Origin of the sequence: Pseudomonas sp. ADAK21, from assembly GCF_012935735.1 — a bacterium.
GTDB lineage: Bacteria > Pseudomonadota > Gammaproteobacteria > Pseudomonadales > Pseudomonadaceae > Aquipseudomonas > Aquipseudomonas proteolytica.
Genome location: NZ_CP052857.1, coordinates 4,395,152 through 4,415,463 on the forward strand (window position 1 = coordinate 4,395,152; position 20,312 = coordinate 4,415,463).

The following is a 20,312-nucleotide window of genomic DNA, read 5'->3' on the forward strand; positions in this document are numbered from 1 at the left end:
TATCGGCACAGATTTACCCGGTTGATCATGCTGGCTGCATCGACCGGCGCGGGTTAAACCTCATGCCTTATCACAAGGAAGATCCACCATGACGGATACCCCTGAAGGTTTTGCCCCCTTATCTCGCAGCAGCCCGCTCCTTGACTTGCTGGGCCCGGTATATTGCCGCGGCGAGGGCCTGCAGTTGCAACTGGGCCTGCGTGCCGACCACCGCCATGCCAACGGGCGCGGCACGGTGCACGGTGGCGTATTGGCAACCCTGGCGGATGTCGGCATGGGCTATGCCATGGCGTTCTCCAGCGATCCGCCGTTGCCGCTGATCACCGCGAGCATGACCCTCGATTATCTGGGGGCGGTGCAGGTTGGCGATTGGATCGAAGTACGGTTGGAACATCACAAACGCGGACGGCAGATGGCGTTTGCCACGGTCAGCCTGCAGGTGGGGGAAAAGGTCGTAGTGCGAGCCAATGCGGTATTCGCCGTGCCCCAGGCCGCTGCGTAGCTAGCCGCAAAGCTGTTACAGCGCTGTTTTATGTACATTGTCGAGTCGTGCGCGTCCCCCTTGTGGCAAGCCCGCTCGCCACAAGGGGGCCAGTTTGCTGCGCGACAGCGCAAATCAGATAGGCAAAAAAAGGCCCGGCTTTTCGTGGAGCCGGGCCTTTTCCATGTTGCTCGTTGAATCAGTCGCGCTCAAGGGCCAATGCCACGCCCTGGCCGCCGCCGATGCACAAGGTGGCCAGGCCTTTCTTGGCATCGCGCTTGATCATTTCATGCAGCAAGGTCACCAGCACGCGACAGCCTGATGCGCCAATCGGGTGGCCGATGGCAATGGCGCCACCGTTGACGTTGACCTTGGCCGCGTCCCACTCCAGCTCCTTGCCCACTGCCAGCGCCTGTGCGGCGAAGGCTTCGTTGGCCTCGATCAGGTCCAGCTCGGCCAACTGCCAGCCGGCCTTGTCCAGGCAGCGCCGGGTCGCGGACACCGGGCCGATGCCCATGATCGCCGGATCGACACCCGCGTTGGCGTAGCTGGCGATCCGTGCCAGCACTGGCAGGCCCAGTTCCTTGGCCTTATCGGCGCTCATCAGCAGCACCGCAGCGGCACCGTCGTTGAGGCTCGACGCGTTGCCGGCGGTGACGCTGCCGTCCTTCTTGAAGGCTGGCTTGAGCTTGCCCAGGGATTGGGCGGTGGTGCCGGCGCGAGGTTGCTCGTCCACGGCAAAGGCAATCGGGTCGCCTTTGCGCTGGGGGATCAGGATCGGCGTGATTTCGTCGGCAAAGCGCCCGGCTTCAATGGCGGCAGCTGCTTTCTGCTGGGAAGCGGCGGCAAAGGCGTCCTGGGCTTCACGGCTGATGCCGTACTTGTCCACCAGGTTCTCGGCGGTGATGCCCATGTGGTAGTCGTTGAACGCGTCCCACAGGCCGTCGCTGATCATGCTGTCGACCATCTTCGCATGGCCCATGCGCAGGCCGGTGCGGGCGGCGGGCAACACATAGGGCGCCAGGCTCATGTTTTCCATGCCGCCGGCGATGATCACTTCGGCGTCACCGCAGCGGATGGCCTGTGCGCCCAGGTGCAAGGCCTTGAGGCCCGAGCCACAGACTTTGTTCAAGGTCAGGCTCGGCACCGCGTGCGGCAGGCCGGCGAGGATCGATGCCTGGCGCGCCGGGTTCTGGCCTGAGCCTGCGGTCAGCACTTGGCCAAGGATCACTTCGTCTACAAGCGCTGGGTCCACGCCCGTCTGCTCCAGCAGGCGGCGGATTACCGCGGCTCCCAGTTCCGGTGCCGGGATGGCGGCCAGGGCCCCTTGAAAACTGCCCACGGCGGTGCGGGTGGCAGCAACAATCACGACGTCTTGCATGGAATCTGTCCTCACTGGAAGTGCATTTCTGGAACGTGGTCCGGGACGATCAGTTTACCGGCGGTCTTGCTCACAATCTCTTCAACGCTGACGCCAGGTGCGCGTTCCTTGAGGACAAAAGCGCCATTTTCGATTTCCAGGTAGGCCAGGTCCGTGAGCACGCGCTTGATGCAGTTGGCACCGGTCAGCGGCAGGCTGCACTGGCTGAGCAACTTGGACTCACCGTCCTTGGAGGCGTGGGTCATGATCACGATGATGTTTTCTGCGCCCGCCACCAGGTCCATGGCACCGCCCATGCCCTTGACCAGCTTGCCGGGGATCATCCACGAGGCGATATTGCCGTGCACGTCTACTTCAAAGGCGCCGAGGACGGTGAGGTCTACGTGACCGCCACGAATCATCGCGAAGGATTCGGCCGAAGAGAAGATCGACGCACCGATGCGTGCGGTGACGGTCTGCTTGCCGGCGTTGATCATGTCGGCATCAATGGTGTCTTCGGTAGGAAACGGTCCCATGCCCAGCAGGCCGTTTTCCGACTGCAGCATCACTTCCATGCCTTCGGGAATGTAGTTGGCCACCAGGGTCGGGATGCCGATGCCGAGGTTGACGTAGAAGCCGTCCTGCATTTCGCGGGCGACGCGTTGAGCCATTTGTTCGCGGGTAAGAGCCATTTTATGAGTCCTTATTGTTCGGGCTGGAGGCAGATTATTTGCGGACAGTGCGCTGTTCGATGCGCTTCTCGAAGGTGCCGCAGATGATCCGGTCGACGTAGATACCAGGGGTGTGGATCTGCGCCGGGTCCAGCTCGCCCGGTTCGACGATTTCCTCGACTTCGACCACCGTGATCTTGCCCGCGGTGGCGGCCAGCGGGTTGAAGTTCTGGGCGGTGTGGCGGTAGATCACGTTGCCGAAATGGTCGGCTTTCCAGCCTTTGACGATGGCGAAGTCGCCGGTGATGGACTCTTCCATCAGGTAGGGGCGACCGTTGAATTCACGGGTTTCCTTGCCTTCGGCGACGGGCGTGCCCACACCGGTGGCGGTAAAGAACGCGGGAATGCCGGCGCCGCCTGCGCGCATTTTTTCTGCGAGGGTGCCTTGGGGGGTCAACACCACTTCGATTTCGCCGCTGAGCAGTTGCTTCTCGAACAGGGCGTTTTCCCCGACGTAGGAGGCGATGACCTTGCTGATCTGCTTTTCTTCGAGCAGTACACCCAGGCCAAAGCCATCCACACCGCAGTTGTTGGAGACGACCGTCAGGTCGCGGGTGCCTTTGCGCTTGATTTCGGCGATGAGGTTTTCCGGGATGCCGCACAGGCCAAAGCCGCCGGAGAGTACGGTCATGCCGTCTTCCAGGCCTGCCAGCGCTTCTTCATAGGACGCCACGCGTTTATCGAAACCTGCCATATGCACCTCTTTTATTGTTTGTGGTCCAGCCAGTGACCCGAGTGTTGCGCCGGTGGATTGATTTGTTAAGTTGTTTTTTAAGGTTGATTGATTTAAAAAACGGGACAATAGAGTGGGTAGCGGAGCACAGCCATGACAGTTAAACAGATGCGGGCCTTTCTGGCCGTGGCCCAGACCCTGAGTTTTGCCGCCGCCTGTGAGCGCCTGCATTTGTCCCAGTCGGCCCTGAGCCTGACGATCAAAGGCCTGGAGGAGGGCCTGGGCGGGCGGCTTTTCAGCCGCAATACGCGCAACGTCGCACTGACCCCGGAAGGCGAATCCCTGTTGCCCCTGGCCCGCCGGTTGATTGCCGACTGGGACAATGCCGAGGATGAATTGCGCCAGCGTTTTACCTTGCAGCGTGGGCGCGTGACGGTGGCGGCGATGCCGTCGTTTGCTGGCAACCTGCTGCCGCCGATCCTGAAGATCTTTCGGGCACGGTTTCCCCAGGTCAATGTCACGGTGCACGACCTGATCAATGAACAGGTGCTGGAGATGGTCCGCGATCGCCAGGTTGAACTGGGCGTGGCATTCGAGCCCTCGCCGGGCTCGTCGCTGGCCTTTACCCCGCTGTATCTGGACCGCTTTGTTGCGGTAGTGCCCGGTGATTCAGCGTTGGCGCACATGAGCGAAATCGACTGGAAAACCCTGCTGGCGCAACCTTTCATCACCTTGCAGCGGCCTTCTACGGTAAGGGTGATGCTGGAAGAGCACTTGGGTGCATTGCAGATGAAGCTGCCGGTGGCGTTGGAGAGCCATCAATTGGCAACGGTGGGCAAGATGGTTGCCAGTGGCCTGGGCGTAAGCGCCGTGCCCGCGTTGTGCGCGCCGCAGATGGAAGAGGCGGGCGCCCATTGCATCACCTTGCGTGACCCGGTGATCGAGCGACCGATTGGCGTTCTGACCAAGCCTGGGCATGAACTGTCGGCGGCGGCGCAAGCGCTGTTCGATATCTTCCGTGACGAAGCAGCGAAGGGACGGTTTCCCGGTATTTAAGTCGGCACAAACAACTGTAGGAGCTGGCTTGCCGGCGATAGCTATTTAACAATCAACCGTGTTGATCGTTAAACCGTCATCGCTGGCAAGCCAGCTCCTACAGAGGGTGAGTAGTTCTTAGTAGTAGCGGTCGATTACTTTAACTTGCGAGTTGTCCTTGAAGGACTCCCAGGCATTGTTAAGTGTGTCGAACACTTGCTCGATAAAGTTGCGATCGGCAGCAGCTTTTTTGCCGACATAACCCTGGCCACGGCGGTACATCTTCAGGCGCGCCGCCAGTTCACGGTTATTGCGGTCGAACTCGGCTTCTTCGGTATGGGGCGCCAGGCAGTCAATTTGCACTTCGCCCGATTTGCCAATCCACAGGATATGGTCGTCGAGTGTGTCTTTCTGCGCTGCGAACATCTCAGCCAATTCATCGATAGTTGGTTGGTTGTTCAGATTCATTGTAAGCCCCTTGACCAGTTGGCGATCTTCAGTTGATTCGTTAATCCACGTTAGTTGTCTCCGGTTGCGAAAACCGGGCGTCAGAAACGGTCTGCCAAATACGGGCAGGGTCTTGAACCTGATGCATGTAGTGTTTCTGATGAACTGCTACGCAATGGTTTCATAACGAAGACAAGTAGCATTTGAGCTTCTTGTACCGTGCCTTTCGGTTCGGTCAGCTTCATCAATCTGCCTTGTGGGCAGTGCACATCCGGAAAAACAGCTCGGCGGTCAGACGAGCTTGTTCAAAACGCTTGTTACCAACGCTCCCGATCCGGGAGACGTCTGAATCATGCAAGGTCAAAATGGTTACGTCAACGGTTATGTAGTGATTATTTTTGCTCACTACATAAATGTTCCGGTGCGGGGGGTGGGGCGGGGAAAAGTGACTTGGGCGTCATTTTTTGTGCTGGCAGGTCGGATATTTGCCCTTCTGTAGGCGCTGGCTTGCCAGCGATGGCATGACCACGGTGTGTGATTGAAACCGAGGTGATGCCATCGCCGGCAAGCCGGCTCCTACATTGGATTTGTGGGGCTTGGGAGTGTCATTCGCCGCGGATGTACTGCTCCAACTGCTGGATAAGGGCCGCCTGTTCAGCAATGGCTTCCTTGACCAGGTCGCCGATGGACAGCAGGCCTAGCAGTTGTCCGTCTTCCACCACCGGTAGGTGGCGCAGGTGGCCGTCGGTCATGATGCCCATGCAGTCTTCGACGCTTTTGTGGGTGTCCACGGTGATCGCCGGTGAGCTCATCACTTGGTGTACCTGTGTGCTCGTCGAGGACAGTCCATGGAGAATCAGTTTGCGCGCGTAGTCGCGCTCACTGATGATGCCGACGACTTTGTCCTCCTTGACCACCGGCAAAGCGCCGACGTTCTTCGCTGCCATCACCACCAGCGCTTCAAACACGGTGTGATTCCACTGGATGGTATGCACTTCCTGATTCTTCTGGTCCTTGGACTTGAGCAACTGTGCGACGGTCTTCATGGTGGCCACCCCGGTTTTGTTATTAGGCAGTTCCTACAGAATCCTAGACCGTTGGCGCCAGAGCAAGAGCCAAAGCGGCGTATATCCGCTCGAAAAACGTCATTAGCGCCTTTTTTTCGGTATTTCAGCCCTTGTTTGCCGGTGTTGCCGCCCGTTTCGGGCCGGCGCCGGTCTTGCGCTTGGCCGGCTTGCGTTTGTTTTTCCAAGGGGTGGCACCACGGCCTGCCGGGCTGGCAGGGCCGCTGATGGTCATTTGCATCCCATTGCAGCGGGCCACTTGCTTGCTCATCCAGGCCGCCTGCTTGGCGACAAACTCCTCCAGGCTCATCTCACCACTTTGCACCATGTCCAGGGCCTGCTCCCAAATCGCGGTGGTGCCCGGGTCGGCAATCGCCCTGGGCACCGCGTCGATCAGGCTGAAGGCTGCCGGTGTGGCGGACAATGCCTTGCCATTCTTTACCAGGTAACCACGGTCCAGCAGGCCCTGGATAATCCCGGCCCGTGTCGCCTCGGTGCCGATGCCGGTGGTGTCCTTGAGCTTTTGCTTGAGCAGCGGGTCTTGCACCAGTTTGGCGACGTTTTTCATCGCCTTGATCAGGTCGCCTTCGGTAAAGGGCTTGGGCGGCTGGGTCCACAGGTCCTTGAGGTTGACCTGCGCCACCCCGTAATCCTCACCCTGTACCAGGGTTGGCAAAGGCTGTGGTGCAGGTGCTTCGCGGCCTTTGCTCGGAGCCAGGGCTTCGGGCAAGGCGCGTTTCCAACCGGCCTCTACCACCACTTTGCCTACCGCGCGCAGGGCTTCGCCGGCACAGTCGAAATCCGCCTGGGTGCGATCGTATTCGTGGTTGGGCAGGAACTGCGCCAGGTACCGGGCGCGGATCAAGGTGAAGACGGCGCGGTGCTTGCCGGTCAACTGCGCCAGATCCTTGCCGGCGCCGGTGGGGATGATGCCGTGGTGGGCGCTGACCTTGGCGTCGTTCCAGGCCCGCGAGCGGCGTTGCGCATCGAGGTGCGGCAGCAGCGCGCTCACTGCTGGATCGGCGCGCCCCAACGCCGCAAGAATCGTTGCCGCGTCGCCATGCTGGCTTACGGGCAGGTAGCCGCAGTCACTGCGTGGGTAGGTGATGACCTTGTGGGTTTCGTAGAGGGACTGGGCAATGTCCAGGGTTTCCTGGGCGCCGAGGCCGAGTTTCTTCGAGCAGATTTCCTGCAGGGTGCCCAGGTCAAAGGGCAGGGGCGCCACTTCGCGCATGCGTTCGGTGCGCAGCTTCACCAGGCGTGCGCTGGCCGCGTTATTCATGGCGGTCGCCGCCTGCCGTGCCCGTTCATGGTTGAGGCAGCGGCCCTGGTCGTCACAGATATCGTCGGCGGCGCGCCATTGCGCGATAAAGCTCATCTGCGAATGCAGCAATTGCACATCGATTGCCCAGTACGCCACCGGGACGAAGTCGGCAATGCTGCGGTCACGGTCCACCACCAGGCGCAGGGTCGGGGTTTGCACCCGGCCCACCGGCAACACGCCTTGATAGCCGGACTGGCGGCCGAGCAACGTAAACAGGCGGCTCATGTTCATGCCGATCAGCCAATCGGCACGGGAACGGCCCAGGGCCGAATGATAGAGGCTGAAGGTGTCCGCACCCGGCTTCAACGAAGCCAGGGCCTTGCGGATCGAGGCGTCATCCAGTGCAGACAGCCACAAACGCTGGATCGGCCCACGATAGCGGCAATGCTCCACCAGCTCCCGGGCGATCATCTCGCCCTCGCGGTCGGCGTCGGTGGCAATCACCAGTTCCCGGGCTTCGCCCAGCAGGCGCTTGACCGCCTTGTACTGGCTGGCCGTCTTGGGTTTTACCGTCATCTTCCATTTTTCCGGGACGATGGGCAGGTCGGCCAGCACCCAGCGCTTGTACTTGGCGTCGTAGGCATCGGGCGGGGCGGTTTCCAGCAGGTGGCCGATGCACCAGGTGACTGTGACGTCGGTTCCCAGCCAGCACCCATCGCCCCGGCGCCTGGCACCGAGCACGGCCGCAATATCCTTGGCCTGGGAGGGTTTTTCACAGAGGAACAGCCGCATGGTCAGCCCATTCGTTACGCAGTTGAATGGGAGAAGGATGGGCAAAAGAAGGGAATTGAGCAACCTTTATCTGGATGGATATACAGCAATTTGTGTGGGCGCCGCAAACCAATGTGAGAGCGGGCTTGCCCGCGATAACGGTGGATCAGTCAATACATCTAGTGACTGACACAGCGTCATCGCGGGCAAGCCCGCTCCCACAAGGGGATATCAGTTGTTATCCAGGTCCACGTTCTTGGTTTCCTTCAGGCATACCAGCCCGACAATCAGGCTCACCCCGGTAATCACCACCGGGTACCACAGCCCGTAGAAGATATCGCCGGTATACACCACCAACGCAAACGACACGGTCGGCAGGAACCCGCCAAACCAGCCGTTACCGATGTGGTAGGGCAGGGACATGGAGGTGTAGCGGATGCGCGTCGGGAACAGTTCGACCATCAACGCGGCCAGGGGGCCGTAGCACATTGCAGCGATCAGGATCAGGGCGACGATCAGCACCACCACCATGGTTTTGTTGACCTGGGCCACGTCCGCCGATTTCGGGTAGCCGGCCAGGGTCACGGCGCCGCGCAGGGCGTCTTCGTCGTAGCCGTCGATGCGCACATCGCCGATGCTGACTTGTACCGCGCTGCCGGCCGGTGCGGCTTCGCTGCTGTAGGGCAGGCCCTGTTTGACCAGGAAGGTCTTGACCTTGTCGCAGGGGCTGTCAAACCGCGCCTTGCCCACCGGGTCGAACTGGAAGGTGCAGGTGGCCGGGTCCGCCAGTACGGTGATCGGAGCCTGGCGGCTGGCCTGGTCCATTGCCGGGTTGGTGTAGTGGGCCAGGCCCTTGAAGATCGGGAAGTACAGTGCAGTGGCCAGCAACAGGCCCACCATCAGTACGGGCTTGCGCCCCCATTTGTCCGAGAGCCAGCCGAAGAAGATGAAGAACGGCGCGCCAATTACCACGCTGATGATCAGCAGCATATTGGCCAGGGCCGGGTCCATCTTCAGGAACTGGGTAAGGAAGAACAGCACGTAGAACTGCGCGGCATAGAAGGTCACGGCCTGGCCGGCGTTGATACTGAACAGCGCGATCAACACCACCTTGAGGTTTTCCCAGTTGCCGAACGACTCGCGGATCGGCGCCTTGCTGGCCTTGCCTTCCTCTTTCATTTTCAGGAACGCGGGTGATTCGTGCAGGCTCATGCGGATCCAGGTGGAAATCCCCAGCAGCACGATGGACAGCAGGAACGGCAGGCGCCAGCCCCAGACTTCAAACTGATCGCCGGTGAAGTAACGGCAGGCCAGCACCACCAGCAACGACAGCAGCAGGCCGAGGGTGGCGGTGGATTGAATCCAGCTGGTATGGAAGCCGCGCTTGCCGGCCGGGGCGTGCTCGGCGACATAGGTTGCGGCACCCCCGTATTCACCACCCAGGGCCAGGCCCTGGAGCATGCGCAGCACTACCAGGATGATTGGCGCGGCGATGCCGATGCTGGCGTAGGTGGGCAACAGGCCCACGCAGAAGGTCGCCACACCCATCAGGACGATGGTGGCGAGGAAGGTGTATTTGCGCCCGATCATGTCGCCCAGGCGCCCGAATACCAGCGCGCCGAACGGCCGCACCACAAAGCCGGCGGCAAAGGCCATCAAGGCGAAGATAAAGGCCGTGGTGTCGTTGACCCCGGCAAAGAATTGCTTGCTGATCACCGCCGCGAGGGCGCCATAGAGGAAAAAGTCATACCACTCGAACACCGTCCCCAGGGACGAGGCGAAGATGACCTTTTGCGACTCCTTGCTGGTAACAGTGGCGCCAGGTGTGGCGTCCAGGGGTTGAGCACGTTCTGACATGGGGTAGCCCTCACAGTGATTATTTATTGTTGTTCCACTGTCGGCGCCAACTTCAGCGCCGCTCTTACCCTGTTGGAGCGAGCTTGCTCGCGAAAAGCCTGAGAGCAACGCGTTTATCCAGAATGCCCGCGTTATCGTTGGCGATTCTCGCGAGCAAGCTCGTTCCTACAGGTCATGCCGGTGTTGTCTGTTCTCGTTGGGGGGTGAGGTTCCTCGTTGAAGGGGACAGGATCAGTTGCGCGGCTTTTTCCGCGATCATCAGCGTGGGTGAGCAGGTGTTGCCGGAGGTGATGCGCGGCATGATCGAGGCGTCGGCGATACGCAGGCCGGGAACCCCGTGCACACGCAACTGGGCATCGACCACGGCGTCTTTGTCTTGGCCCATGCGGCAGGTGCCCACCGGATGAAAGATCGTGGTGCCGATCCGCGCCGCGGCTTCCTGTAATTGTTCGTCGCTCTGCAACGCTTCACCGGGCAGGTACTCCACCGGGTTGAACGGGCGCAGGGCCTGGGCGCCGACAATCCGTCGGGTCAGGCGGATGGCGTCGGCGGCCACGCGTAAATCTTCTGGATGACTCAGGTAGTTGGGCTGGATCAGCGGCGGCGCAGACGGATCGGCCGAGCGGATATCGATGCGCCCGCGACTCTGCGGGCGCAAGTCACAGACCGATGCGGTAAACGCCGGGAACGCGTGCAGCGGCTCGCCAAAGCGCTCCAGCGATAGCGGCTGCACGTGGTATTCGAGGTTGGCCGAGGTCTGTTCCGGCCCCGAGCGGGCGAAGGCGCCGAGTTGGCTGGGCGCCATGGACAGCGGGCCGCTGCGGTCATACAGGTACTGCAGGCCCATGCCCATCTTGCCCCATACGGAGCCGGCGATCTGGTTCAGGGTGCGGGCGTTTTCCAGCTTGTAGATCAGCCGCAGTTGCAGGTGATCCTGCAGGTTGCCACCGACCCCGGGCAGTTCGTGCAGCACCTCGATGCCCAGTGGCCCAAGGACGCTGGAAGGGCCGATACCGGAGCGTTGCAGAATGCCCGGCGAACCCACGGCGCCGGCACACAGGATGATTTCCTTGTGCGCTTTCCACGTCACCGCTTGCCCCAGTTGGCGGCCCACTACGGCACTGGCACGGCCGTTTTCAAGGAGGACGCGGTCGACTTCGACCCCGGTCAGCACCGTGAGGTTGGCACGCTGGCGGATGGGCTTGAGAAACGCCTTGGCCGCATTCCAGCGCACGCCACCTTTCTGGTTGACCTGGAAGTAGCCACACCCTTCGTTATCACCCTGGTTGAAGTCATCGATGCTGGCAATCCCGCTCTGCTTGGCGGCTTCGCGGAAGGCGTCGAGGATCGGCCAGTTCAGGCGCTGTTGCTCCACGCGCCACTCGCCGCTGTCGCCATGCAGGGGCGAGGCGCCGGCAAAATGGTTTTCGCTTTGTTTGAACAGTGGCAGCACATCGTCCCAGGCCCAGCCCGGGTTGCCTTCGGCGGCCCAGCCGTCGTAGTCGTTGGCCTGGCCACGCATGTAGATCATGCCGTTGATCGACGAGCAGCCGCCCAGCACCTTGCCCCGTGGATAGCTCAAGGCGCGGCCTTGCAGGCCTTCCTGGGCTTCGGTCTTGAAGCACCAGTCGGTGCGCGGGTTGCCGATGCAGAACAGGTAGCCGACGGGAATGTGGATCCAGGGGTAATTGTCGCGGCCGCCGGCTTCCAGCAGCAGCACGCGATGGGCGGGGTTGGCGGACAGTCGATTGGCCAGCAGGCAGCCCGCAGGGCCGGCGCCTACTACCACGTAATCGTATTGCGCAGGTGCAATAGTCATCTGGGGTCTCGCTTGTTTTTCTTATTGGCTCCATCCTAGTTGTTAGTTTTCGTCTTAAAAATGTTAGTTTTTACCCAGCTGCTGTGCGTTTTTAAACAGCGCTGTTCTCATGGCCGGGAGGGGAGGCGACATGTTCGACTGGAATGACCTGCGGTATTTTCTGGAGTTGCAGCGCAGCGGGCGCCTGCTCACCGCTGCCCAGCGCCTGAAGACCACCCATGCGACCGTGGCCCGGCATATCGAGGCCATCGAGAAAAGCCTCGGCACCGCGTTGTTTGTACAGCACGCCCAGGGTTATGAACTGACGCCGTCGGGCGAGGCATTGCTCAAACATGCCGAAGCCATGGAGAACGTTGCGCTGCTGGCCGAAGAAGAACTGACCCACTCCGCCGCGCCCCTGGGCAAGATCCGCCTGGGAGTGGCCGAAGGGCTGGGGGTGATGTTCCTGGCCAGCCGCATGGGCGGCCTGTTCGAGCGTTATCCGGGGCTGGAAGTGGAGTTGGTGGCGGTGCCGCGCTTTGTCAGCATCCTCAACCGCGAGGCCGAGATCAGCATCCACCTGGAGCGGCCCAGCGTCGATCAATTGGTCACGCGCAAACTCACCGACTACCGCCTGGCCCTGTATGCCAGCCGCAGCTACCTGGCGCGCACGCCCGCCATCGAGAAGCGCGAAGACCTGGCTGCCCATGCCTGGATCGACTACGTCGACGACCTGCTGTTCAGTCAGGAGTTGAAGCTGCTCAGCAGTTTTTGTCGCAACCCCAGGGTGGTGTTCCACAGCACCAGCGTGATTGCCCAGCAACAGGCAGCGCGTTCGGGCTTGGGAATTGCGGTGTTGCCGTGCTTCATGGCCGCAGGCGACCCGGACCTGGTGCCGTTATTGCCGGAGGAAAGCATCCAGCGCAGCTACTGGATCAGCTCCCGGCGCGAGTTGCACAAGTCGGTGCGGTTGCGGGTGTTGTGGGATTACGTGGTGGAGTTGTGCGCCAAGGAGCAGGGGCTGCTGTTGGGCGAGTAGCGAAGGGCGCGATGATCAAAATGAGGAGGATGTACAACGCTCAAGCCGGGGGAGCCAATCAGGTGTGAGGGTCTACAGAGATCAAATGTGGGAGCTGTCTCGCCCTGCGAGGCTGCGATGGCGGCAGGTCAGTCAACTCAATGCTGGCAATACCTTCGTCATCGCAGCCTCGCAGGGCGAGACAGCTCCCACATGGGACTGTGCGTGGGTTTAGAGTTTTACCGTCTGGTGTACCTGTTCACCACATGCACGAGCATCGTTGATCATCTTTTCAAACGGTGCACTGACGATTTCGTCATGGCCCAACCAGCGCACTTTCTGGGTCAACCGGTAGTGGTAGCGCAAGCCATCCTTGAGCTGTTCGCCATCGAGCTCCAGGTCATACCAAGGCGAGTGAATCTTGCAGCCCTGGACCGGCTTGTCCATCTTCCCGCCGGTCAAGGTAAAGGTGTAGTCGACGGTGTCCGGGTTGCCCAGGTACAGGTCGCCCCGTTGCCCATTGCGGCGGTAGTTGAGCAGGCCGTCCCATTTCTCCTTGAGCGACTGGTCGGTGTAGACGTAGCCTTCATCGAGTTTTTCCAGGGCGCGCAGGTCGGTCATGCTGGCCTTGACCGTGTAGCTATCGGGCTGCACGAACCCAGTGGGTTGGCGGGTCACCTGGCAATCGCTGATCTCGCGGCCGAAGTTGTCGCAGATGTTCTGGTCAGTGGCGGTGGCCCCCTGTTCACGGTCAGCCATGCTCAACTGCATCAGCGTCAGGCGGCTGAAGGTGACGCTGGCGCGGGTCGTGCCGTTGCCCTGTTTGTCGTAATGCACCTGCTTGTCCAGGCGGATGCTGGTGTCAGGGCGCGCCAGGGGGATATGTTCCTCGCGCACCTGGCCCTGCGCATCGTTGACGAGTACCCAGCGATCCTGGATATCGGGCATGGTCTGGCCCGGGGCGAACACCGGGTTGGTCGGGTCCAGCCACCACACCTGGCCGGCCACCTCGGCACGCACGATGGCATGGTTGGGCGCGCCAGTGCCCGGAACCAGCAATGAGTCCACCACATCCCCCCGGCTGACCCAGGCGGTCTCGGCCTTGATCCCGCTGGCCTTGAGCATGGCGGTCAGGAGGATCGCCAGGTCCTTGCAGTCGCCATAACCATGCTGCTCGATCTCCGCCAGGTTAAACGGTACATAGCCGCGATCCGTGGCACGCCAGTCACCCAGGTAACGGTAGTGATCGTTGATGTGCTGCATCAGCCCCGCCACCTGCTGCGCGGGGGCCAGCCCCTTCACGGCGGCAACGGCGGCGGCACTGCCCGCCGGCAGCTTGGCCGCGAGGATCTGGTTGTAGCGCTGGGCAAAGCCACCGAAGTGCTTTTGCACATCAAGGCTGCTGCCCACTTCGATACGCGGGATCAGCCGCATATAGGCATGACCCGATTCGTTGATGTAGTTGAGGTAGCTCGGCGCTTTTTGCTCGATATCCAGGGTCTTGCGATTGACCGAGGGGGTGATGGTGAAGCCGTCCATCAACTCCGCGCGCCACTCGATTGGCCGTTCAGCGGTAAAGCGCGCCTTAAGCCGGTCGCGACGGGCGTTGCTGGGGCCAAACTGCAGGGCGTAGTGGAACTCGGTCATCAGCGGCTTGGCCGGGTGATGTTCGCGCACGGTGTAGCGGATCTGTGTGCCGACCCGCAGGTTGGGGAAGGCCAGGGAGGTCTGTTTCACGCGGGAAAAGCCCTGGTCGGGGTTGGGCGCGGTGCGCGTATCGATCTGCGACTCGGCCAGGGCCTGCGGCTTGCCGCCGGGCTGGGTGGACTCGGCGTGCAGCACTTCAAACCCATCGCCTTCGGCGTAGTTGAAGTCGATGCGCGACAGTATTTCCCGGCCGCTGGGCTGGAGGATGGTGTAGCGGTAGGTGGTCGTGCAATCGGTGCTGGCGTCACGGTTGAAGTGGCAGTGCAGCTCGGATTCGTTGGCAAGTGCAGCTTCGGCCATGGGTTGCAACGCGGCATGAGCAGTGTGCGAAACAAGCCCCAGACTGGCGCAAATCAAAGGGCGGTAAAACGAGAAACGGTGCATGGGCGCCTCAGGTGGAACGTTGACACAGATACCCGTGCGGGTACCAAGAGGCGCCAGATGATAATGGATCGCAACACCAAAAACCAGCATTGTAGGACAATAAATATCGCTGAAAGGCCCGAGATAGAGCCTTTTGTTCGGTAGGATGGGTCAGCCGATCAGCTCAAATCCGCTGCTCGCCAGGCGCTCGCCGTTCACCAGTACGTGCACCGTATGCTGGCCGGGGTAATGCTTGCGCGTGGTCATGTCGCGGATGTGTTGGCCACGCAGCACGGTGTGTCGTTCACCCGCGCCGAGGGTGAACGCCTTGAGCTTGAACACCTTGGCGGCGCTATGGCCGGCGCTTTTTACATACTCGATGGCGTAGTCCACCACCAGTTTTTGTGGGGCACTGGTCGTGGATTCGAGGGTAAACGACAGATTGATCCGCTCGCCCAGGCGAATCGCCGCTGGCTCGACCTTGAACTGATGGATCTTCACCTCGGCCCGGGCGCCGGCGCCCATGATCGTCAGCGCGCGGCTATTGCCTTGCTTGATCAGGCTGCGCAGGGCGTGGCGGGCGATCCAGGCGGTGTGGGGGTTGTCCAGGGACCAACTCTCGATCACATCCAGCACCCACTCAGGATGGTCCTTGGTGATGTCGTTGAGGTGGTTGGCCACGGACTTGCGCACATACAGGCTGCTGTCGGCCTTGAGGTTGTCCAGGATTGATGCGCACAGACGCGGGTCGGCCTGCACCTGCGCCAGGCGAAACGACCACGGCAACCTGGGCCGCGAGCCTTCGCTGGCGAGGCGGCGCACGTGTTCGTTATCGTCCAGCGACCACTGTTGCATCACCGCCAGCGTGCGCTGCAAATCCTGGAGCAGAAAAGCCCGCACGGCAAACTCGGCAGAGCCAAAGGTGGTGAAGTACTTGAGCGCCGCCATCGAGCGCTTGAAATCATCCAGGCCGTAGCTGGCCACATAGTGCCCGAGGAACAGGCTGACAAAACCACTGTTCAGGCGCGGGGCCAGGGCATACAGAAGCTTGAGGGTCTGTGCATAGTCCAGGGGGATCACCGCGTGCAGGCTTTCACTGACGCGGGCCATGCGCTGCATCACCGACAACCCGGCAAGGTCCTGGCTGGCGTGCTGGAGAAACCCCTTGGCATCGAACGGCGGGTACACCGCGCTCATCTCATCGGCGATGTGCTGCAGGCGCTGGAGGTTGAAGATTTCCTTGAGGGCAGGGGGGCTTTGGTCGGTCATGGGTAGTCCGCAGGAGAGGGTGGTCATAAGACCTTTGCAAGGTAACAGCTTTGCAGGAGCCGGCATGAAGCGATAGAACTCCCCTGTGGCGAGCGGGCTTGCCACAGGGGAGTTCGTGAGTTTCTGAGCGTTGTGTCGATACCTATGGCCATCGCTGGCAAGCCAGCGCCTACAAAGGGACGGTCGCTAGAGATACCAGCGATATTCCCGCGCATTGATCTCCTGCTGGAAAGCCAGGTGATCCTGGCGTTTGTTTTCGCAATAGACGTCGACAAACTCCGCGCCCAAGCCTTCGCGCAGGGCCGGTTGTTGCTGCATGGCGCGTACGGCTTCGAGCATTTCCAGGGGGAAGTCGTGGCCGCTGTCGCGGTCCTCGTTCAGTGGTGCGATAGGTTCACGCGCTGCATCCAGGCCATGTTCAAGCCCGACCAGGATCGCCGCCAGCACCAGGTACGGATTGGCGTCGGCACTGGCCAGACGGTGTTCGATTCGCAGGTTGCGCGGGTCGGACTCGGGAATGCGTACGCAGGCATCCCGGTCTTCATAGCCCCAGCAGGCCTTGGTAGCCGCATTGACGGTACCGCCCAGGCGGCGGAAGGCGTTGTGGTTGGGCGAGAAAATCGGCATGCAATGGGGCAGCAGTTCCAGGCAGCCCGCCACTGCGTGACGCAGTGGTTGCTGCTGGTGCGCTGCCAGTAGGTTGTTGCCGGCGGCATCGTACAGGCTGACATGCACATGCATGCCACTGCCGGGATGTTGCAGGTAGGGCTTGGCCATGAAACTGGCGCGATAGCCATGCTTGAGCGCCACGCCACGGGTGCTGCGGCAGAACAGCGCGGCCCAGTCCGCGGCGCGCAGGCCGTCGTCGAGGTGGCCGAAATTGATTTCGAACTGGCCAGGGCCCAACTCGGCAGTGATCACCGTAATGTCGATCCCCTGCGCCTGGGCGGTCTGCACCATGTCATCGAGTACCGGGGCGAAACGCGACAGCCGCTCGATATGCAGGGTCGGTTGGTCGTCGGGGTCGTCGCTCAATGGGTCGCGGGCAAATTGCGGCAGGCCGTCGGCGAGTTTTCTGTCGAACAGGTAGAACTCCAGCTCAAACGCCACCACCGGGTGAATGCCCTTGCGGTGCAGGCGTTCCAGGACTTTGGTCAGGACTTCCCGGGGCTCGAATTCGATGGGCGCCTCGGTGCCGTCGGAGGTGATCAGCATCTGCCCCAGGGGCTGCGCCTCCCAGCTCACAGGCTTGAGCGTGCCGGGCACCAGGCGGCGGTTGGCGTCGGGGTCGCCGTCATGGAAGCAATAGTCGCCAATCTTGAACAAACCGCCCTGGGCGCCCAGCAGCACCGCGTTCTGCGGCAGCTTCAGGGGGCTGCCGGCGGCGACTTTTTCCAACATTTCAACCGGGTAGCGCTTGCCGTAGAAACGCCCTGGGATGTCCAGGCAAATCAGGTCGACGTAACGTACATCCGGATGGTTCTGGCGAAAGGTCCGTACTTCGGCCAGTAACGTGGAGGAATGGCTTTTCACGGGTGACGCTCCTTGGTGTGCCTTAGTTGTAGACCCACAGCACGCGGGCCGGCAGGTCGGTCAGGTTGCCGTAGCGGCAGTGGGCAAAACTGGCGAGGTGAAAGCTGTCGCCGGGGCCGAGGGTGACCGCATCGGCTTCGCCCTCGACCCATAGGGTCAGGTGGCCTTCAAGCACGAAACCGGCCTGCTCGGCGCGGTCGCTCATGGTCTGTTCGCCACTGTTGGCGCCGGGTTCGAGCAGACTGTCGAGGATCGAAAACGCCCCTTGCATGCTGGGGGAGACAAGGATGTCGGTGATGCCATTGGCGTAATACACCGTGCGCCGCTCGTTGGGGCGCGTGACCCAGGCCACTGCCTTGGGTTTGGACAGACTGTAGAAATAGGTGGTGGGCACGTCGAGTGCATGGCTGATGGCGGTCAGGTCCGCCACGGTGGGGCGCGACAACCCACGCTCGACCTGGGACAGGAACCCCACGGAACGCTCGATCTTCTGTGCCAGTTGGGCCAGGGTGAGCTTCTTGTATTTGCGCAGGTCGTGAATCAGGATCGCCAGGGCGTCCAGTTCTTCTTGTTTGTCCATGGGAGGTTCGTGAAATTCTTGTCTAAAAATTTCATGAAAAATTACAGGATTAATTTCACGGATGCAATAGCGGTCCTGTTGTAAGAGCCGGCAAACCGGCTCCTACAACGATGCCATCATTCACTCGCGCTCGAAGCTATCGGTCTGGTTGCCATCGGCGTCGAACACATTCACGCGGTTTGGCACCTGCGCATCCCAGATGCTATAGGTCGCGTCGTTGCTGTTGTACGGGTAGCTGTAGCTGGTATATGACCCAAGTTTTTTCACCACGCGGTTGTTTTTGTCGATCAGTACCAAGCCTTCAAACCCATCCATTTCTGCCGAGGCCAGGTTTTTCTGGAATGGGTTGAGTTTGCTGTAGGTCATGGGCACGCGCAGTTTGCCGTGTACGTCGATGGCGCCATAGCGGCTGCCCTTTTGCACCACCGCCATGCCGTTGGAAAACGGGTTGACGTCATCAAAGGGCAGGCTAAAAGGCAGCGCCTTGCCCTGCTCGTCCATAAAGCTGTATTTGCGGCTGTTACGGTTCTGGATCAGTAACGGTTGGCCCTGGACAAACTGGCCGAAGACGGTCGCGCCGGGTGGGTTGAGTTTCTTCATCTGCAGGTTGTAGATGTCAGTCTGTTTCTGGTCGGCGGAGGTGGCGTAGATAAACTCGCCGCTGCCGTTGATTGCGGAGTAGCGCGGTGCCAGCAGCTCCTTGCCGCTCAGGCTCCAGGCGCCGTACAACGAGTTTGAGCCATAGGTGGTCTCGCCAGGGCGGGCGATGAACACGTTGCCGATCACACTGGGGTTGACGTACTTCATCGGCACCACGACCTGTAGCTTCTTCACGTCGTAGACCCCATAGGGGCCGTTGGTTTCACGCTCGACAATCATCAGGTCGTCGTTGACCGCGCTGTCGATGATTTCGAAGGGCAGTTCTTTCAACGTATGCGTACCGGGTACAAAGGCAAAGTACTTGAACTGCAATTCGCTCCAGCCCTCGCCGGAAGATTTTTCGCCGACCATGATGTGGTACACGCCGGGCATCTCGGTGGTATCAATGCGCTTGAAGCGCGGCTTGACCACCCACTGCCCCTTGCTGTCGATAAAGCCGCTGCTTTCGCTGGCGCTGTCGTAGGCGATGTAGCGCTCGCGAGGGGCGGTGCTGTTGTGCATGTCCCAATCAAGGGTTTGGGGTTGGAGCGGGTCCAGCACGTAAATCACGATGCTGGCGGGGGTGTCTTCGAATTGGTAGGTGGCCTGCACGTTACTCAGCTCGCTGTCGGAGCTGGGCAGGTTGCTGGCGAACTGTTCCAGGTGATCCTGCACCGCAGCGGCCGTCTTGAAGTCGGCGAAGTTGTCTTCCATGCGCAGCAGTTCGTTGTAGTAGGCCCGCAGGTTGGCTTTTTGTTCGGCGGTGGGCGAAGTGTTGGAGCTGTTGCCAGCGCTGTACAGCGTCTTGCCATCGGCGGTCAGGCCCTGGATTACATAGGATTTATTCTTCGGCGTTGCCAGTTGCAAGGAGGCGCTGGCGTCGCCCAGGTGGGTCAGTTGGTACACCTCGCCACCCTCGGCGGTGGCTTTCGGGTGGGCCCGGTCGAGGACGATTTTATTGAAGCCGGGGTAGGCCTGATAAGTCAGGGCCAGGCTGATGCGTTCCAGGGGCTTGTTGAGCTTGAGTTCGGCCTGGGTGGTGTCCTGGTCTTGCTCCTCACTGTCTTCATCCTTGATCGCCACTTCGGCGAACGGCTGCTGCGAGCCGTCGCGAAAGTACAGGGTCTGGATGCGATAGCTGGTTTCGGTCTGCTGATCGGGCAGGGCCCCGCGCTTGAGCACCTCGCGAATCGCCTCGACTTCCAGCTTCAGCCCGGACGCATTGTCGAAGAACAACTGCTGGAACTGCCCCGGTGTGCGCTTGAGGTCGGTCAATGCCGCCTTCAGTTCGGCGGCGGGGAAGGGCACGAACGGCTCCTCATAGTTCAGCTCTTTCTGTTCGCCTGGCGTGGTGGTGGCCGGGCCGATTTCCAGGCGCATGCTTTCGAGCATGGCGATGCGGTTGATGCCGTCGCGCATATCGAGGATCAGGTAATTCAGGCGTTTTTTTGCTTCTGGCAACGGCAGATCCCGGATGCCATCCACACCGCCCTCATTGAGTTGCGCTTCGCTGTATTGGGGACCGTCAAGCAGGCCGTGGGTGGCACGGCGGTCCAGCAAGTAATAAGTGGCACCGCCAATCACGGCGATCACGATCAGGGCGCTGGCCAGCAGTTTGGTTCGGGTCAGGGCTGTTTTCATTGTTCTCGGACTCGATGGAGGGCTGGCGCAAGATTAGCAGGCACCGATACCCGTGGCTGTATTGCCGCTGAATGATTGCAG

General features: G+C 61.0%; 16 protein-coding genes. 3 read left to right on the forward strand and 13 right to left on the reverse strand.

Features of this window, described 5'->3' with window-relative positions; all coding sequences use genetic code 11:
- Window positions 1-88 precede the first annotated feature (88 nt).
- Window positions 89-502: a PaaI family thioesterase gene (locus HKK57_RS20005; RefSeq protein ID WP_133715882.1), complete on the forward strand. Its 414-nt coding sequence runs from the start codon at window positions 89-91 to the stop codon at window positions 500-502.
- Window positions 503-680: 178 nt separating this feature from the next.
- On the opposite strand, the gene HKK57_RS20010 is transcribed toward HKK57_RS20005, so the two are convergent.
- Genes HKK57_RS20010 through HKK57_RS20020 form a run of 3 tightly spaced genes read right to left on the reverse strand, consistent with a single transcriptional unit; the run spans window position 681 to window position 3,266 of the window.
- Entirely contained in the window at window positions 681-1,862 is a 1,182-nt protein-coding gene (locus HKK57_RS20010) for an acetyl-CoA C-acetyltransferase (RefSeq protein WP_029296588.1), read from the reverse strand.
- Window positions 1,863-1,873: 11 nt separating this feature from the next.
- The gene (locus tag HKK57_RS20015; protein ID WP_027603173.1) at window positions 1,874-2,533 is read right to left on the reverse strand and encodes a CoA transferase subunit B; all 660 of its coding nucleotides are present in this window, start codon (window positions 2,531-2,533) and stop codon (window positions 1,874-1,876) included.
- 34 nt (window positions 2,534-2,567) lie between these two features.
- Complete coding sequence (locus HKK57_RS20020) at window positions 2,568-3,266, reverse strand: CoA transferase subunit A (protein ID WP_010211319.1); 699 nt, start codon at window positions 3,264-3,266, stop codon at window positions 2,568-2,570.
- Window positions 3,267-3,398: 132 nt separating this feature from the next.
- On the opposite strand from HKK57_RS20020, the gene HKK57_RS20025 reads away from it, so the two are divergent.
- Window positions 3,399-4,301, forward strand: coding sequence for a LysR family transcriptional regulator (locus HKK57_RS20025; RefSeq protein ID WP_029296581.1), 903 nt, complete (start codon window positions 3,399-3,401; stop codon window positions 4,299-4,301).
- Window positions 4,302-4,418: 117 nt separating this feature from the next.
- Here HKK57_RS20025 and HKK57_RS20030 read toward each other — a convergent pair whose 3' ends face one another.
- The 5 genes from HKK57_RS20030 to HKK57_RS20050 form a co-directional block, all read right to left on the reverse strand.
- Window positions 4,419-4,748: a hypothetical protein gene (locus HKK57_RS20030; RefSeq protein ID WP_029296579.1), complete on the reverse strand. Its 330-nt coding sequence runs from the start codon at window positions 4,746-4,748 to the stop codon at window positions 4,419-4,421.
- 584 nt (window positions 4,749-5,332) lie between these two features.
- Window positions 5,333-5,773, reverse strand: a complete 441-nt coding sequence (locus HKK57_RS20035) for a CBS domain-containing protein (RefSeq protein WP_029296577.1) — start codon at window positions 5,771-5,773, stop codon at window positions 5,333-5,335.
- A 124-nt stretch (window positions 5,774-5,897) separates the two neighbouring features.
- Window positions 5,898-7,847 carry a DNA topoisomerase III gene (locus HKK57_RS20040; RefSeq protein ID WP_029296576.1) on the reverse strand — a complete coding sequence of 650 codons (1,950 nt, stop codon included), beginning with the start codon at window positions 7,845-7,847 and terminating at the stop codon, window positions 5,898-5,900.
- A 210-nt stretch (window positions 7,848-8,057) separates the two neighbouring features.
- Entirely contained in the window at window positions 8,058-9,683 is a 1,626-nt protein-coding gene (locus tag HKK57_RS20045) for an MFS transporter (RefSeq protein ID WP_029296574.1), read from the reverse strand.
- A gap of 172 nt (window positions 9,684-9,855) precedes the next feature.
- Window positions 9,856-11,502, reverse strand: a complete 1,647-nt coding sequence (locus HKK57_RS20050) for a GMC family oxidoreductase (protein WP_169390622.1) — start codon at window positions 11,500-11,502, stop codon at window positions 9,856-9,858.
- A 130-nt stretch (window positions 11,503-11,632) separates the two neighbouring features.
- On the opposite strand from HKK57_RS20050, the gene HKK57_RS20055 reads away from it, so the two are divergent.
- Complete coding sequence (locus HKK57_RS20055) at window positions 11,633-12,520, forward strand: LysR family transcriptional regulator (RefSeq protein ID WP_070995673.1); 888 nt, start codon at window positions 11,633-11,635, stop codon at window positions 12,518-12,520.
- Window positions 12,521-12,730: 210 nt separating this feature from the next.
- Here HKK57_RS20055 and HKK57_RS20060 read toward each other — a convergent pair whose 3' ends face one another.
- The 5 genes from HKK57_RS20060 to HKK57_RS20080 all read right to left on the reverse strand — a co-directional run bounded on the left by HKK57_RS20060 (window position 12,731) and on the right by HKK57_RS20080 (window position 20,231).
- Window positions 12,731-14,590: a DUF3857 domain-containing transglutaminase family protein gene (locus HKK57_RS20060; RefSeq protein ID WP_029296568.1), complete on the reverse strand. Its 1,860-nt coding sequence runs from the start codon at window positions 14,588-14,590 to the stop codon at window positions 12,731-12,733.
- Window positions 14,591-14,740: 150 nt separating this feature from the next.
- Window positions 14,741-15,838 carry a DNA alkylation repair protein gene (locus HKK57_RS20065; RefSeq protein ID WP_029296566.1) on the reverse strand — a complete coding sequence of 366 codons (1,098 nt, stop codon included), beginning with the start codon at window positions 15,836-15,838 and terminating at the stop codon, window positions 14,741-14,743.
- A 186-nt stretch (window positions 15,839-16,024) separates the two neighbouring features.
- Complete coding sequence (locus HKK57_RS20070) at window positions 16,025-17,371, reverse strand: glutamine synthetase family protein (protein ID WP_169390623.1); 1,347 nt, start codon at window positions 17,369-17,371, stop codon at window positions 16,025-16,027.
- Window positions 17,372-17,393: 22 nt separating this feature from the next.
- Window positions 17,394-17,951 carry a helix-turn-helix domain-containing protein gene (locus HKK57_RS20075; RefSeq protein WP_029296561.1) on the reverse strand — a complete coding sequence of 186 codons (558 nt, stop codon included), beginning with the start codon at window positions 17,949-17,951 and terminating at the stop codon, window positions 17,394-17,396.
- Between the two features lie 120 nt (window positions 17,952-18,071).
- The gene (locus HKK57_RS20080) at window positions 18,072-20,231 is read right to left on the reverse strand and encodes a WG repeat-containing protein (RefSeq protein ID WP_169390624.1); all 2,160 of its coding nucleotides are present in this window, start codon (window positions 20,229-20,231) and stop codon (window positions 18,072-18,074) included.
- Window positions 20,232-20,312 lie beyond the last annotated feature (81 nt).

Coding starts and splice junctions, on each gene's coding strand:
- HKK57_RS20005 (WP_133715882.1), top strand. CDS start 89: ATGACGGATACCCCTGAAGGTTTTGCCCCCTTATCTCGCAGCAGCCCG.
- HKK57_RS20010 (WP_029296588.1), bottom strand. CDS start 1,862: ATGCAAGACGTCGTGATTGTTGCTGCCACCCGCACCGCCGTGGGCAGT.
- HKK57_RS20015 (WP_027603173.1), bottom strand. CDS start 2,533: ATGGCTCTTACCCGCGAACAAATGGCTCAACGCGTCGCCCGCGAAATG.
- HKK57_RS20020 (WP_010211319.1), bottom strand. CDS start 3,266: ATGGCAGGTTTCGATAAACGCGTGGCGTCCTATGAAGAAGCGCTGGCA.
- HKK57_RS20025 (WP_029296581.1), top strand. CDS start 3,399: ATGACAGTTAAACAGATGCGGGCCTTTCTGGCCGTGGCCCAGACCCTG.
- HKK57_RS20030 (WP_029296579.1), bottom strand. CDS start 4,748: ATGAATCTGAACAACCAACCAACTATCGATGAATTGGCTGAGATGTTC.
- HKK57_RS20035 (WP_029296577.1), bottom strand. CDS start 5,773: ATGAAGACCGTCGCACAGTTGCTCAAGTCCAAGGACCAGAAGAATCAG.
- HKK57_RS20040 (WP_029296576.1), bottom strand. CDS start 7,847: ATGCGGCTGTTCCTCTGTGAAAAACCCTCCCAGGCCAAGGATATTGCG.
- HKK57_RS20045 (WP_029296574.1), bottom strand. CDS start 9,683: ATGTCAGAACGTGCTCAACCCCTGGACGCCACACCTGGCGCCACTGTT.
- HKK57_RS20050 (WP_169390622.1), bottom strand. CDS start 11,502: ATGACTATTGCACCTGCGCAATACGATTACGTGGTAGTAGGCGCCGGC.
- HKK57_RS20055 (WP_070995673.1), top strand. CDS start 11,633: ATGTTCGACTGGAATGACCTGCGGTATTTTCTGGAGTTGCAGCGCAGC.
- HKK57_RS20060 (WP_029296568.1), bottom strand. CDS start 14,590: ATGCACCGTTTCTCGTTTTACCGCCCTTTGATTTGCGCCAGTCTGGGG.
- HKK57_RS20065 (WP_029296566.1), bottom strand. CDS start 15,838: ATGACCGACCAAAGCCCCCCTGCCCTCAAGGAAATCTTCAACCTCCAG.
- HKK57_RS20075 (WP_029296561.1), bottom strand. CDS start 17,951: ATGGACAAACAAGAAGAACTGGACGCCCTGGCGATCCTGATTCACGAC.
- HKK57_RS20080 (WP_169390624.1), bottom strand. CDS start 20,231: ATGAAAACAGCCCTGACCCGAACCAAACTGCTGGCCAGCGCCCTGATC.